The organism is Achromobacter sp. ACRQX, from assembly GCF_022346505.1.
In the GTDB taxonomy this organism is placed as follows: Bacteria; Pseudomonadota; Gammaproteobacteria; order Burkholderiales; family Burkholderiaceae_B; genus Achromobacter; species Achromobacter animicus.
This window is the reverse complement of sequence record NZ_JAKRML010000007.1, coordinates 23,350-36,775: the sequence shown is the minus strand read 5'-3', so window position 1 is coordinate 36,775 and position 13,426 is coordinate 23,350. Positions and strand designations below refer to the sequence as shown.

The following is a 13,426-nucleotide window of genomic DNA, read 5'->3' as shown; positions in this document are numbered from 1 at the left end:
CCGACATGCGCACCACCCGCCGCGATTTCCTGTTGTCTTCCGGGGCGCTTGCCGCCGCGATGGCATTTCCCACGTCGATCTTCGCGCAATCCGCCGCGCCGCGTCATGGCGGCGTGCTGAACGTGCACCTTGGGTCCGAGCAGCGGATCCTGAATCCGGCGCTGCGCGCCTCGACCGGCGTGTACATCGTTACCAGCAAGATCATCGAATCGCTCGTGGACCTGGATGCGGCCGGCAAACCCGTCGGGCAGCTTGCCACCGAGTGGACCGCCGACCCGGACGGCAAGACCATCACCTTCAAGCTGCGTGAAGGCGTGACCTGGCACGACGGCAAGCCGTTTACGTCGGCTGATGTCCAGTACAACGCGCTGGAACTGTGGAAGAAACACCTGAATTTCGGCACCGCCCTGCAGCTCTATCTGGAGGCAGTCGACACGCCCGACGCGCATACGGCGGTGTTCCGCTACAGCCGGCCGATGCCGCTGGACCTGTTGCTGCGCGCGCTGGCCGATCTGGGGTATGTGGTCCCCCGCCATCTGTACGAAGGCACCAACGTGCTGGAGAACCCGGCAAACACCGCGCCGGTCGGCACGGGCCCGTTCAAGTTCGTGCAGTACCAGCGCGGGCAGTTCATCATTGCCGAGCGCAACCCCAATTACTGGCGCAAGGGCGAGCCTTATCTGGACCGCGTGGTCTGGCGCATCATCACGGACAAGTCGGCCGCCACGGCCGCGCTGGAAACCGGCCAGCTTCAGCTCAGCGCCTATTCGCAGTTGACGCTCGCCGACCTGGACCGCCTGAAGCAGAACCCGCAGTTCGAGGTGCGCAGCAAGGGGCTGGAGGCCAACGTGTTCAACAACACGCTGGAATTCAACTTCCGCCGCAAGGAACTGGCCGACGTGCGCGTGCGCCGCGCCATTGTCCACGCCATCGACATCGAGTTCTTCATCGAGAATTTCCTGTATGGGCTGGGCGAGCCGGCCACCGGTCCCATTCCGTCGTCGTCCGAGGCCTTCTTCCCGGCGGGCAGCAAGCCGCCGTATCCGTTTGACGTCAAGCGCGCCGAGGCGCTGCTGGACGAGGCCGGGTACAAGCGCGGCGCCGGCGGCGTGCGCTTCGCGCTGAAGCTGGTGCCCATCCAGAACGGCGAAGACGTGCCGCTGCTGGCGACCTTCATCCAGCAGTCGCTGGAAGCCGTGGGCATCAAGGTCGAGATCGTGCAGTACGACATCGCGGGCGCGCTGTCTTCCGTCTATAAGGAACACAACTTCGACATCGCCACGGGCTGGCACCAGTACCGCGGCGACCCGGCGGTGTCCACGACGGTCTGGTACCGATCGGGCAGCCCGGCGGGCGCGCCGTGGACAAACCAGTACGGCTGGCAGTCGGACAAGGTGGACAAGCTGATCGACGACGCCGCGTCTGAGATCGACGCAGCCCGCCGCCGCGCGCTGTACGCCGAGTGGGTGCAGGCCGTCAACGACGAACTGCCCATCTGGATGGCGACCGAACGCCAGTTTTATTCAGTGGCGAGCCGGAAGCTGCAGAACGGCCATAACAATGCGCGGTGGCCGTCCAGCGATTGGCATGACGCCTGGCTGTCGGCCTAGGACCGCAGCATGGGGTTCCTGACTCTTGCGGTGCGGCGGCTTCTGGCGGCGGCGCCCGCGCTTCTGATCATCCTGGCGGGCCTGTTCCTGCTGCTGCAGCTGGCGCCCGGCGATACCGTCGACGCACTGGTGGCGCAGATTGGTGGCGCCGACCCCGCCACCATTGCGGCCATGCGCTCGCACTACCAGCTGGACGAGTCGGCCAGCGCGCGCCTTGGCAACTATCTGTGGCGGCTGGCGCATCTGGACCTGGGTTATTCCGCCATCTACGGCAAGCCGGTGGCCGCCGTGATCGCCGAGCGCCTGCCGGCGACCCTGCTGCTGATGGGGTCGGCGCTGTCATTCGCCTTTGCGGGCGGCATGGCGCTGGGCGTCATCGCGGCGCGGCGCGTCAACGGCTGGGCCGACGGGCTGATCTCGACGCTGGGGCTGGTGTTCTGCGCCACGCCATCGTTCTGGTTCGGCCTGATGGGCATCTTTGTGTTCGCGGTGTGGCTGGACTGGGTGCCGGCCGGCGGGTTCGAGACCATTGCGTCCGGCTACACGGGCCTGACCCGCATCCTGGACATCGCGTGGCATCTGATTCTGCCCACCGCGACGCTGGCGCTGATCTTCCTGGCCATCTACCTGCGCATCATGCGCGCATCCATGCTGGAAGTGGCCTCGCACGATTTCATCCGCACCGCCCGCGCCAAGGGGCTGCGCGAAACGGCAGTCGTGGCGCGGCACATGCTGCGCAATGCGCTGCTGCCGATGGTGACGCTGCTGGGCCTGCAGGCCGGGACCATGCTGGGCGGGTCGGTCGTGGTCGAAAGCGTCTTCGCCTTGCCCGGCCTGGGCCGCCTGGCGTACGAATCTGTCGTGCAGCGCGACCTGAACACCTTGCTGGGCATCGTGTTCGTGTCCGCGCTGCTGGTGATCGCCATCAATTTCATCGTCGACCTGCTGTATGCGCGGCTTGACCCGCGCATTGTCCGGAGCTGAACCATGGAAACGCTACGCCGTTACTTCCACAGCCCCGTCGCCGTGCTGGGCCTTGTGCTGCTGGCGGCCGTCTGCGCGGCCGCGCTGGGCGCCGACTTCTGGTATCCGCGCAATCCGCTCAGTCTGGCCGGCCGTCCGCTTCAGTGGCCCGACGACAACGCGCGCTTTCTGCTGGGCACCGATCAAGTGGGGCGCGACATCGCCGCGCAGATTCTGCACGGGGCGCGCGTCACGCTGGCCATCAGCCTTGCCGCGACGGTCGTGTCGGTGCTGATCGGCGTGGTGCTGGGCGCCGTGGCGGGCTATTACGGCGGCCTGGCCGACGACCTGCTGATGCGCGTGACCGAGGCCTTCCAGATCCTGCCCAACTTCCTGTTGCTGCTGGTGCTGGTGGCCGTGTTCGGCTCGGACCTGCGCACGGTGGTGCTGGCGATCGGGCTGGTGTCGTGGCCGCCGGTGGCGCGGCTGACCCGCTCTGAATTCCTGACGCTCAAGACCCGCGAGTTCGTGCAGGCGGGCCGGGCGCTGGGCATGGGCGACCTGCGCCTCATCTTCCGCGAGATCCTGCCCAACGCCTTGCCGCCTGTGATCGTCTACGCCAGCGTCATCATGGCCACGGCGATCCTCCTGGAAAGCGCGCTGGCCTTTCTGAACCTGTCGGACCCCAACGTGCCGTCCTGGGGCAACCTCATCGGCGGCGGCCGCGGGGTGATCCGGGTGCAGTGGTATGTGTCCGCCATTCCCGGCATTGCCATCCTGCTGACCGTCCTGGCGATATCGCTGGTCGGGCAGGGGGTGAACGACGCTCTCAATCCCAGGCTGAAACGATCATGACCGAACTGCTTCGCATCGAAAACCTTACCGTGGACCTGCCGCCCGGCGCCGACCGGCCGCATGCGCTCAAGGGCCTGACGCTGGCGGTCAACTCGGGCGAGATCGTCTGCGTCGTCGGGGAAAGCGGATCGGGCAAATCGCTGACGGCCGGCACGATTCTCGGCCTGCTGCCGCAAGGGGTGCACGCCAGCGCCGGCCGCGTGCTCTGGGAGGGGCAGGACTTGCTGAAGCTCGCGCCCGATGCGCTGCGCCGGCTGCGCGGCCAGCGCATCGGCATGATCTTCCAGGAACCGATGACCGCGCTCAACCCGCTGCGCACCATCGGCGACCAGATCGCCGAGGTGTTCCGCACGCACACGCGGCTGTCGCGCGCCGTGATCCGTCAGCGCACGCTGGACCTGCTGGAATCCGTCCGGCTGCCCGACCCCGCGCAGGCGCTGGGCGCCTATCCGCACGAGCTGTCGGGCGGACAGCGGCAGCGCGCGATGATCGCCATGGCGCTGGCGCTGGAACCGGCGCTGCTGATTGCCGACGAACCGACGACCGCGCTGGACGTCACGACGCAGGCGCAGATCCTGCACCTGATCCACGACCTGCAGCGCCGCAAGGGTACGGCGGTCCTTTTCATTACGCACGATTTTGGCGTGGTGGCCGAGATTGCCGACCGCGTCGCCGTCATGCAGCGCGGCGAACTGGTGGAAAGCGGCACGGCCGACCAGGTGCTGGAACATCCGCGCCATCCGTACACCCGCGCGCTCATCGCCGCGGTGCCGCCGCTGGCGCCCGCGCCGGTCCGCGTCGACCTTGACGGGAACGCGCCTGCGATCCTGACCACGCAGGGGTTGTCCAAGACCTACCGCAAGCGCGGCTGGTTCGGCCGGCCCGGCCGTGTGACGCACGCGGTGGACGACGTGACGCTGACGCTGCGGCGCGGCGGCACGCTGGGCATCGTGGGCGAAAGCGGGTCAGGCAAGTCCACGCTGGCGCGCACGCTGCTGGGACTGCTGCCGCCCGATGGCGGCGACATTACGCTGGCCGGCGAGCCGCTGTCGTTCAAGGGCGCGCGCGCCCGCCGCGCCCATGCGCAGCGCGTGCAGATGGTGTTCCAGGATCCGTACGGATCGCTGAACCCGCGCCAGCGCGTCGGCGAGATTGTGGCGCAGGGCCCCATCGTGCATGGCACGCCGCGCCGCGAGGCGCTGGCCCGCGCGCAGGAACTCTTTGAACTGGTGGGCTTGTCGCCTGACGCCGTGCGGCGCTTTCCGCACGAGTTTTCGGGCGGCCAGCGCCAGCGCGTCGGCCTGGCGCGCGCGCTGGCGATGCGGCCGCAAGTGCTGATCGCCGATGAACCGGTGTCGGCATTGGACGTATCCGTGCAGGCGCAGGTGCTGGCGCTGCTGGCCCGGCTGCGCCAGCAACTGGGCCTGTCCATCGTGTTCATCACGCACGACCTGCGCGTGGCCGCACAGGTCTGCGACCACATCGCTGTCATGAAGTCGGGCCGCGTTGTGGAAGAGGGTGTGTGCGCCGACGTGTTCAGCAATCCCTCCCATCCCTACACGCAGGCGCTGCTGGCAGCGGTGCCGGGCCGCCGCTGGGATCCGGCCGCGGTAGTCACGCGGCTCGCCGCCTGAACCTGGCCTTCATCGAATCCTGGGCCAGATGACAGGCGCGGCGCGGGTCAATGCCCCGCGGACGCGCCCGGCTGCGCGTAGCGGCCGACCAGCGTCGCGCTGGCCTCGTTCAGCCCTACGACGTCGACCTGGCGGCCGGCCCGGCGCAGCTTGAGCGTCACCTTGTCCAGTTCGCCGACGGCCGAGATGTCCCAGAAGTGCGCGGCCGACAGGTCGATCACCACGCGGTCAACGTCCTCATGGAAGTCGATCGCCGCCGAGAACCGCGACGCCGAGGCGAAGAAGATCTGGCCGGCATAGCGGTAGGTGCGCGTGCGGCCGTCCTCGGACAGCGACGCGTCCACGTCGAGCAGCCCCTTCACCTTGCCGGCAAAGAACAGGCCGCTCAGCACCACGCCGACCAGCACGCCGCGCGCCAGGTCATGCGTCCAGACCACTACGGCCACGGTGGCCAGCATGACCACCGATGACTGCCACGGATGCGAGCCCAGGTTGCGCAACGAGCGCCAGTTGAAGGTGCCGATGGACACCATGATCATCACGGCCACCAGCGCCGGCATCGGAATCTGCGCCACCAGCGGGCCCAGCGCCACGATCAGGAACAGCAGGAAGACGCCCGCCACGCAGGTCGACAGCCGCGTGCGGCCGCCGGCGCGCACGTTGATGACCGATTGGCCGATCATGGCGCAGCCGCCCATGCCACCCAGAAAGCCGGTGACGAGGTTGGCGATGCCCTGGCCCTTGCATTCGCGCCGCTTGTCGCTGGGCGTGTCGGTCATGTCGTCCACGATCTGCGCCGTCATCATCGATTCCAGCAAACCCACTGCGGCCATCGTCAGCGAGTACGGCAGGATGATGCGCAGCGTCTCAAGCGTGAAGGGCACGTCGGGAATCGCGAACGACGGCAGGGCCGACGGCAGCGTGCCCATGTCGCCCACCGTGTTGACGTCGAGGCCGGCAAAGATGGACACGGCCGTCATCACGATGATGGCGATCAGCGGCGACGGCACGGCGGTGGTCAGGCGCGGCAGCAGGTAGATGACGGCCAGCGCGGCGGCCACCATGGCATAGGTCACCCACGTGACGCCGATCAGCTGCGGCAACTGCGCCATGAAGATCAGGATGGCGAGGGCGTTGACGAAGCCGGTCACGACCGACCGGGACACGTACTGCATCAGAAGGTCCAGCCGCAAAAAGCCGGCTGCGATCTGCACGACACCCATCAGCACCGTCGCGGCAAACAGGTAGCCGACGCCGTGATCGCGCACCAGTGGCGCAACCAGCACCGCGACGGCGGCCGTGGCGGCCGAGATCATGCCGGGCCGCCCGCCCATGAAAGAAATGATGAACGCGATGGAAAACGAGGCGTACAGGCCGACGCGGGGGTCGACGCCAGCGATGATGGAAAAGCCGATGGCTTCGGGGATCAGGGCAAGGGCGACGAGCACGCCCGAGAGAATGTCCGCGCGCGGATTGGCCATCCAGTCGCGACGAAGCTTGGAAAGAACTGACATTGATTGGCTAAGCTGACTTGAACAAGCGCCAGGCGTGGGTCGCGTTGCCGGTGTGCGCGGCAGCGGAGTGCGGCAGCCGACTATGGCAAATGAGGGCGAACGCCCTTGGTGCTTGAGAGTTGTCCGAGGGATAGGCGCCCGGCCGAGCCACCCGGCAAGCCGGGTCCATCTGGGATCGCGACAGCGTCGCGGCCGCGCACCCGTTGCGGGTGCGGCGGACGCGATTGTACTCCCTTGGGGCGTTACGCCGTCATGACGCCAGCGGCACTAGCGCGGCGCGGGCGCAGGCCCGGCGTAATACGCCGCCAGCGCCTGGATCTCGGCATCGGTCAGGCGTTGCGAAAACGCCCGCATCACGCCCACGTCGTCGTTCTGGCGGGAGCCATTGCGAAACGCGTTCATCTGGTCGGTGAAATACTCGCGCGATTGACCGGCCAGACGCGGCAGCAGCGGTCCTTCGCCCATGCCGCGCAGTCCGTGGCAGTTGACGCAGGCGGGCAGCGCGCGTGCGCCGTCGCCGTCAACGTCCAGCCGGCGGGCGGCCTCGCCGCCAAACTCGCCCACGTGCAGCGGCGGGCCGGCAAGCGTGCCGTAGTAGGCCGCTACCTGGCCGATTTCCTGTTCGGTCAACGCGCGGGCAATCGTATTCATCAGCGGCTGCACGCGCGTGCCCGAGCGGAAGTCGGCAAGCTGCTTGGCCAGATACTCGCTGCGCAGGCCGGCCAGGTTGGGGAAGATGCCGCCGGTTGGCGTGATGCCGGCGGGTCCGTGACAGGCCACACAGGCCTGCACCGCGGCGCCGGGTTTGCCGTTGGCGGCAAGCTGCTTGCCCGCTTCGGGATCGGCCTCGTTCAGCCATTTTTCCCAGTCGGGACGCGACGCGGTGAAATCGGTGGCGCTGCGTCCGGGCACGGGTTTCATCGGGGCGGGAGCGGCGCCCGGAGCGGCAGGGGCGGCAGGCGTTGTGCCTGTTGCCGAAGGTGCTGCTGCGGGTGCGGCAGGCACAGAGGCCTGGCCAGCCGCCGCCTGCGGCGCCGGGCTGGCTGCCGGTGGCGGCGGCTGCGGCACGGCGGAGGCCCGGATCGCCTCGTCGCCGCCGGCGCCCATCATCTGGACGCCGGTGGCGACCAGCGTGATGACCGGCACCGCGATCATCAGCCCGACGGTGAAAAAGATGCCTTTGCGATGTTCGCTCATGATGACACCAGCGGGCCCGGCGAACGCAGATAGTCCGCCTTGATTTTCTCTACGATCCAGTAGGCGGTGGCGCCCACGGTGCCGGTCGGGTTGTAGCCCGAGTTTTGCGGAAACAAAGCCGCGCCCGTGACGAACACGTTGGGCACGTCCCACGACTGTCCGTAGCGGTTGACGACGCTGGTGTTTGGGTCATCGCCCATGGCCGCGCCGCCCGTCAGGTGGGTGGACTGGTAGGCCGTGGCCGAAAACGGCCGCTTGCGCGGTCCAGGCTCGGTGCGCGCGATGCCCTTCATGGCGCGCGCGATCTCATCGCCTTTCTCGGTCAGGAACGCCGACATGCGGATGTCGTTGTCGGGAAAGTCGTAGGTCACGCGCAACAGCGGCAGGCCCCACGCGTCCTTATACGTGGGATCCAGGCTCAAATACCCGCCGCGCCACGGCTGCGCCGAGCCCGTGATGGTGATGTTCGCCGCATGGTTGTAGTGGCGCGCGACGGCCTTCTTCCATTCCGATCCCCATGACGGCGTGCCCTTGGGCGTCGGATGAAAGCCGATGGGCGCGCCACTGACCACCTGGATCTGCAGATAGCCGCCGCCCACAAAGCCCACCGGCCCGTGGTCGAAGTTGTCGGCGCTGAAGTCGTCCATCGTCACCGCCACCGCGCCGGCCCCCATGAACGGGTTGATGTTGACCGACTCATCGAAAAACAGATTCACGCCCGAGGTGGTCTGGTGCGTGTAGTTGCGGCCCACGACGCCGGTGTTCGTGACCGGATCGAACGGCTTGCCGATGCCGGACAGCAGCAGCAGGCGCACGTTGTTGATGCCGAATGCACAGAGGAAAACGATGTCCGCGGGTTGAAAGACTTCTTCGCCGGCCGCGTCCACGTACGTCACGCCGCGGGCGCGCTTCTTGTCCGGTGTCAGCTCCACGCGCAGCACGTGCGCGCCGGTGCGGATCTCGAAGTTCTCCATTTTCATGGCCACGGGCAGGATGCAGACCTGCGGCGAGGCCTTGGCAAAGTGCTCGCAGCCAAAGTTCGAACAGAACCCGCAGTACACGCACGCGCTCATGTGCAGGCCTTCGGAGTTCACGTACGGCCGCGTACAGAGCGCGGACGGCTGCACGTAAGGGTGATAGCCCAGCTTGCGCGCGGCCTCGCCGAACAGCGCGGGCGCGTAGGGCACCTTCATGGGCGGGTTTGGGTAGGGGCGCGAGCGCCAAGGCTCGAACGGATTGCCGCCTTCCTGCTTTTCGCCCTTGATGTTGCCGGCCTGGCCCGACGCGCCGATCAGGTAGTCGAAGCGGTCGAAGTAGGGCTCGAGTTCGTCGTACGTCACGCCCCAGTCCTGACAGGTCAGCTCCTTGTCGAAGATGTCCTTGCCATAGCGTTCGTTGTAATGGCTGCGCATGACGAAGTCGGTCGGATCGAAGCGGTAGTAGGCGCCCGACCAGTGATTGCCCGCGCCGCCCAGATGCGTGCCGGGGTAGGCGAACTGCCAGCGCCGCATCGGCAGCGCCTTCTGGTCCGTGTTGTTGCGGAACGTGTAGGTTTCCGTCGCGGCGTCCTGGTGCAGTTCATGGCGCCGCGTGTACTTGAGTTCGTCGTGGACGTTGGGCCCCTGGAAATCGGGCGAGGGCCAACGCGCCTCGCCCCGTTCCAGCACCACGACCCGCTGCTTGGCGGCCGCGAGTTCCTTGCCGATGATGGCGCCGGTCCACCCGCCGCCGATGATTGCCACGTCTACCGCAGGCAGCGTTTTAGCCATGCTTGCCTCCCGGCGTCATCTTGTGGCCCACGGCGTTGGCAATGGAGACCGGCTGGCCGGCCCAGATCACGCCGTGGCGTTCGATATCGTTGGAAAACGAGGCAAACGCGCCGGGAAATCCCACCAGTTTCCAGCCCACCATGTCGGCGTTGCCGCCGTACAGCGGGTCGGAAAAGAAGCCTTCGATCGTGCCTTCGAGCAGCGCCTGAAAGAACACGCCTGACGGCAGCGGCGAAAAATCCGGCTTGCCTTCCTGCATGTCGCGCAGCCAGGCGTCCTGCCGCATGGCGTCCAGCTCGGCGAAAGGCTTGCCGTCCCGCTTGCGCGCGGCGGCGTCCAGCGCGGCAAGTCCGCGGCGGAACATCTCGGCCGGCGTGAACGACAGCTGGTAGCCCTGTTCCGGCGTGCCTTGTTCGAACGGGCCTTGCCGGTAGAGCTGGCTGCCCGCACCCCAGGCGCCGGCCAACTGGCCGTCCAGAAAGAGCGTCACGCCAGCTTCCTTGGCGCCCGGCCCCAGGTCGTCGGCCGGAATCAGGCGCGCGGCGATGGCATCCATCGTCAAGGCTTCCTGCGCGTTGAAAAATTTGAGCGTTCGGTTGGCGGCGCCGCCAGTGGCGGCTGCGTCTTGATGGGGAGTGGGGGAGGCAGGGTCCGGGGCGCTGATCGCGCGGGGCGCCCACGCTGCGCCGGGGACACCGACGGCCAGCGCTTTGAGCAGCCCCCGCCGGCCGGGTACAGGTTTATCACTCATGGTTTGCTCCATGGCGAGGCAGGCACGCGACTTGCCCCTGGATGAATAGAGATCCCGCGTCAGCTCGTTGGCCTGGGGCTCAGTGTGTCACCGTTGTCGACGAGGGAGCAACCATGAAACAACCGATTCTGTATCTGTGCGCTACGGCGATGAGCGGCTTGCTTGCCACCAGCGTTTCCGCGCAGCGCATTGAAAAAACGCTAGTCGCCCAGGCGCAGACGACCACGCCTGACAGCCGCACCGGCAGCCAGACCCAACCGGATCGCAAGGCGGGCACGCCGAAGACGCCGGCACAGGAGAAGTCCATGCCGCACCAATCCAAACAAGGAGACAAGGGCGATCACGGCAAGCGCGATGCGTCGCGTGCCGGGTCGAGTCCGCGGCAGGACGACGCCGGCACCGACACGCGCGGGGCGAAGGGAACGCCGGGCAGCAATACGGGGTCCACGGGGCACGGGGGCATGCCGGGGTCGGGCGCTTCGTCGGGTTCAGGCGGCACGGCGGATCCGCGCGGCCAATGAAGGTGGTGACATCCCCTAGTCGTGCGGATTTCCGATTCAGGTAATATTCAGGATCCTGTAAGAAAGAGAGCGCGGCGGATATTCCGACTTTTTGCTGCCCCGGCAGCCTGGAGCCATCCGCCATCTATGAACGAAGACCCTCCTCCTAGCAGGGCGCCGCGGATCTGCCGGCGCCCGTTATCTTCTCCCCACACTGCCGCGGCAAGGGCTGTTTCCCTGCGCGTCGCATTCCCCAGCGCCTCCGCGGCCACGCCGCGACTCGGCGGCCGCGCGCCGCCTCGCCAGGCCGTGCCCGTCGGGGCGCCTGTGCAGCCTCTGCTGCGCGCTTCTAACACTACGCCTTCCCACCGGCGCGCATCGCTTGCGCGTCCGCTTACGTTTTCCGTGGAAACCTGATGATTTTCGACTGGATGTCCGACCCTACCGCCTGGCTTGGCCTGGCGACGCTGGTCGTGCTTGAAATTGTGCTGGGTATCGACAACCTGGTGTTCATTGCGATCCTGGCGGACAAGCTGCCGCCCGAGCAACGCAACCGCGCACGCCTGATCGGCCTGACGCTCGCGCTGGTGATGCGCCTGGGCCTGCTGGCCAGTATTGCGTGGGTGGTCACGTTGACCGCGCCGTTGTTCACGGTGATGGGCGCCGAGATTTCCGGACGCGACCTGATATTGATCCTGGGCGGCCTGTTCCTGCTCTTCAAGGGGACGATGGAGCTGCACGAACGCGTCGAAGGCAGCGCCAGCCATGACCAGGCGCAGAAGCCGCAGCATGCGGTGTTCTGGCAGGTCATTCTGCAGATCGTGGTGCTGGATGCCGTGTTCTCGCTGGACTCGGTCATTACCGCCGTGGGCATGGTGCAGGACCTGAGCATCATGATGATCGCCGTGGTGGTCGCGATGGCCGTCATGATGCTGGCCAGCCGTCCGTTGATGGCCTTCGTGGGCCGCCACCCGACGGTCGTGATCCTGTGCCTGGGCCTGTTGCTGATGATCGGCTTCAGCCTGGTCGCCGAAGGCCTGGGCTTCCATGTTCCCAAGGGCTACCTGTACGCGGCCATCGGCTTCTCGATCCTGATCGAGCTGTGCAACCAGTTGGCGCGCCGCAACCGCGCCCGCGGCACGCATGCGCTGGGCCGCCGTCAACGGACGGCGCAGGCCGTGCTGCGCCTCTTGCGCGGCGGCCGTGCCGGCCAACCCGTGTCGCAAGCGGACGAAGTTGTGGCGCTGGTCGACGGCGCCGGCGACGAGCCCGCTTTTGCGCCCGAGGAAAGCTCGATGATCGAACGCGTGCTGTCTATCGGCGCGCGCGACATCCGGTCCATCATGGTCCCGCGCGGCGACATGATCTGGCTGGACGTTGCCGACACGCCGGACGTCATCGTGCGCAAGTTCGCGACAGGCCACTCGCGCCTGCCGCTGTGCGCGGGCGACCCGGCCAACGTGCTGGGCGTGCTGCACTTCAAGGAAGTGCTGCCGCTGCTGCAGAACCCCGGCCCGATCGACCTGGTGGAACTGGCGCGCGAACCGCGCTACGTGATGGAAACCACGCCGGTGCTGAAGGTGCTGGACGAACTGCGCGCCTCGCGCGATCACATGCTGATCGTCGTGGACGAACACGGCGTGTGCGAAGGCCTGGTCACGCCGATGGACGTGCTGGAAGCGGTGGCGGGCGACATGCCGGAACACCAGGAAGACCAGCCCGAAGCCTTGCAGCTTTCCGACGGTTCGTGGTTGCTGGGCGGACGGCTGTCCGTGGACGAAGCGGCGCGCCTGCTGGAAGCGCCGGCGCTTGCCGACGATTACCCCGATGCGACGCTGGCCGGGTGCCTGCTGCGCGCGGGCGGCCGGATCCCGGAAACGGGCGACACCGTGATGCTGCGTGACTGGGGCTTTGAGGTGACGCGTCGTGACGGGCTGCGCATCGACCAGGTGCATGCGCGGCCGCACCAGCCGCAGGCCAGCGCGGCCGATTGATCGAAGGGCGGGGCGGGCGACCGCCTCAACTGCAGATGCGGCGCCACGGCGACCGGTTCACCGGGCAATAGCCCGGGCACCGCGTCGCTACAGCCAAGCCGCTGACGCACTGCGCGTTCGGCTCGGTAAAGCCGTATTCCATGCTGCCGTAGCATCCGCAAAGCTCCAGCACGGTGCCCGGCGGGTGCTTCTGCGGCTCGGTCGGCGCCTTGCCCGACGGTTTGGCGGCGCTGGCCGACGGCGCCGTGGCTGCGGTTGCCGCGGATCTCGTCGCGGCAGTTGCCGCGGATTTTGCTGCGGGTTTTTCGGCGGCGTTTTCGGCGGACTGCGCTGCAGAAGTCGCGGCGGATCCTGCCGTCGCCGCGCGCGTTTCCGCACCGGGCGTCGCGCGCGGCGCCACTGTTTCGGCGGGCGCGCGGTTGGCTTTCGCGTCGCCCGCTCCCAGCCTTTCCTTCACCGCCGCCGCGCTCATGCCACAGCGTTTGGCAATCGTGGCCACGCTGCGGCCCGCGTCGGACATCCCGCGCAAGGTCTTGTCGCTGCATGCGGCCAGCGCGCCGGCCGGCGCCAGTAAAGCCAGCATCAGCAACGCGCACGCGAATGCGCCAGGTCTGCTCAGCGTCATGACGCGCCTCCCGC

Annotated in this window: 11 protein-coding genes and 1 other annotated feature; of the genes, 6 read left to right on the top strand and 5 right to left on the bottom strand. The window is 67.6% G+C overall.

Annotation, left to right across the window (positions count from 1 at the left end; genetic code table 11):
• Positions 1-5 precede the first annotated feature (5 nt).
• The 4 genes from MHZ91_RS08685 to MHZ91_RS08670 are packed head-to-tail and all read left to right on the top strand — an operon-like array spanning position 6 to position 5,062.
• A complete protein-coding gene (locus tag MHZ91_RS08685) occupies positions 6-1,610 on the top strand; it encodes an ABC transporter substrate-binding protein (RefSeq protein WP_239213321.1) in 1,605 nt (534 codons plus the stop codon).
• 9 nt (positions 1,611-1,619) lie between these two features.
• Entirely contained in the window at positions 1,620-2,594 is a 975-nt protein-coding gene (locus tag MHZ91_RS08680; RefSeq protein WP_239213319.1) for an ABC transporter permease, read from the top strand.
• A gap of 3 nt (positions 2,595-2,597) precedes the next feature.
• A complete protein-coding gene (locus MHZ91_RS08675) occupies positions 2,598-3,428 on the top strand; it encodes an ABC transporter permease (RefSeq protein ID WP_239213317.1) in 831 nt (276 codons plus the stop codon).
• The gene (locus MHZ91_RS08670; protein WP_239213315.1) at positions 3,425-5,062 is read left to right on the top strand and encodes an ABC transporter ATP-binding protein; all 1,638 of its coding nucleotides are present in this window, start codon (positions 3,425-3,427) and stop codon (positions 5,060-5,062) included. Before MHZ91_RS08675 ends, MHZ91_RS08670 begins: the two co-directional genes overlap by 4 nt.
• A gap of 47 nt (positions 5,063-5,109) precedes the next feature.
• Here the strand turns inward: MHZ91_RS08670 and MHZ91_RS08665 are convergent, their stop codons facing one another.
• The 4 genes from MHZ91_RS08665 to MHZ91_RS08650 form a co-directional block, all read right to left on the bottom strand.
• On the bottom strand, positions 5,110-6,576 hold the full coding sequence (locus MHZ91_RS08665; protein ID WP_175185291.1) for a SulP family inorganic anion transporter: 1,467 nt from the start codon (positions 6,574-6,576) through the stop codon (positions 5,110-5,112).
• Positions 6,577-6,693: 117 nt separating this feature from the next.
• Positions 6,694-6,746: a sequence feature (sul1 is cis-regulatory element that is thought to sense ions involved in sulfur or methionine metabolism; They are found in Alphaproteobacteria), on the bottom strand.
• 97 nt (positions 6,747-6,843) lie between these two features.
• Positions 6,844-7,773: a c-type cytochrome gene (locus tag MHZ91_RS08660; protein WP_239213313.1), complete on the bottom strand. Its 930-nt coding sequence runs from the start codon at positions 7,771-7,773 to the stop codon at positions 6,844-6,846.
• Positions 7,770-9,542, bottom strand: a complete 1,773-nt coding sequence (locus MHZ91_RS08655) for a GMC family oxidoreductase (RefSeq protein WP_175136521.1) — start codon at positions 9,540-9,542, stop codon at positions 7,770-7,772. The genes MHZ91_RS08660 and MHZ91_RS08655 overlap by 4 nt, the downstream gene beginning before the upstream one ends.
• Positions 9,535-10,293 (bottom strand): gluconate 2-dehydrogenase subunit 3 family protein, encoded by a 759-nt coding sequence (locus MHZ91_RS08650; RefSeq protein WP_239213312.1) that lies wholly within the window; start codon positions 10,291-10,293, stop codon positions 9,535-9,537. The genes MHZ91_RS08655 and MHZ91_RS08650 overlap by 8 nt, the downstream gene beginning before the upstream one ends.
• Positions 10,294-10,406: 113 nt before the next feature.
• Here MHZ91_RS08650 and MHZ91_RS08645 point away from each other — a divergent pair, with 113 nt between their 5' ends.
• Complete coding sequence (locus MHZ91_RS08645) at positions 10,407-10,814, top strand: hypothetical protein (protein ID WP_239213311.1); 408 nt, start codon at positions 10,407-10,409, stop codon at positions 10,812-10,814.
• 395 nt (positions 10,815-11,209) lie between these two features.
• Positions 11,210-12,787 (top strand): TerC family protein, encoded by a 1,578-nt coding sequence (locus MHZ91_RS08640; protein ID WP_175185286.1) that lies wholly within the window; start codon positions 11,210-11,212, stop codon positions 12,785-12,787.
• Between the two features lie 25 nt (positions 12,788-12,812).
• Here MHZ91_RS08640 and MHZ91_RS08635 read toward each other — a convergent pair whose 3' ends face one another.
• Entirely contained in the window at positions 12,813-13,412 is a 600-nt protein-coding gene (locus MHZ91_RS08635) for a hypothetical protein (protein WP_239213310.1), read from the bottom strand.
• Between the last annotated feature and the right edge of the window lie 14 nt (positions 13,413-13,426).

What these genes read in the sequence shown, in the direction of transcription:
- MHZ91_RS08680 (WP_239213319.1), top strand. Translation starts at nt 1,620, where the DNA reads ATGGGGTTCCTGACTCTTGCGGTGCGGCGGCTTCTGGCGGCGGCGCCC.
- MHZ91_RS08670 (WP_239213315.1), top strand. Translation starts at nt 3,425, where the DNA reads ATGACCGAACTGCTTCGCATCGAAAACCTTACCGTGGACCTGCCGCCC.
- MHZ91_RS08635 (WP_239213310.1), bottom strand. Translation starts at nt 13,412, where the DNA reads ATGACGCTGAGCAGACCTGGCGCATTCGCGTGCGCGTTGCTGATGCTG.
- MHZ91_RS08640 (WP_175185286.1), top strand. Translation starts at nt 11,210, where the DNA reads ATGATTTTCGACTGGATGTCCGACCCTACCGCCTGGCTTGGCCTGGCG.
- MHZ91_RS08660 (WP_239213313.1), bottom strand. Translation starts at nt 7,773, where the DNA reads ATGAGCGAACATCGCAAAGGCATCTTTTTCACCGTCGGGCTGATGATC.
- MHZ91_RS08675 (WP_239213317.1), top strand. Translation starts at nt 2,598, where the DNA reads ATGGAAACGCTACGCCGTTACTTCCACAGCCCCGTCGCCGTGCTGGGC.
- MHZ91_RS08645 (WP_239213311.1), top strand. Translation starts at nt 10,407, where the DNA reads ATGAAACAACCGATTCTGTATCTGTGCGCTACGGCGATGAGCGGCTTG.
- MHZ91_RS08655 (WP_175136521.1), bottom strand. Translation starts at nt 9,542, where the DNA reads ATGGCTAAAACGCTGCCTGCGGTAGACGTGGCAATCATCGGCGGCGGG.
- MHZ91_RS08650 (WP_239213312.1), bottom strand. Translation starts at nt 10,293, where the DNA reads ATGAGTGATAAACCTGTACCCGGCCGGCGGGGGCTGCTCAAAGCGCTG.
- MHZ91_RS08665 (WP_175185291.1), bottom strand. Translation starts at nt 6,576, where the DNA reads ATGTCAGTTCTTTCCAAGCTTCGTCGCGACTGGATGGCCAATCCGCGC.
- MHZ91_RS08685 (WP_239213321.1), top strand. Translation starts at nt 6, where the DNA reads ATGCGCACCACCCGCCGCGATTTCCTGTTGTCTTCCGGGGCGCTTGCC.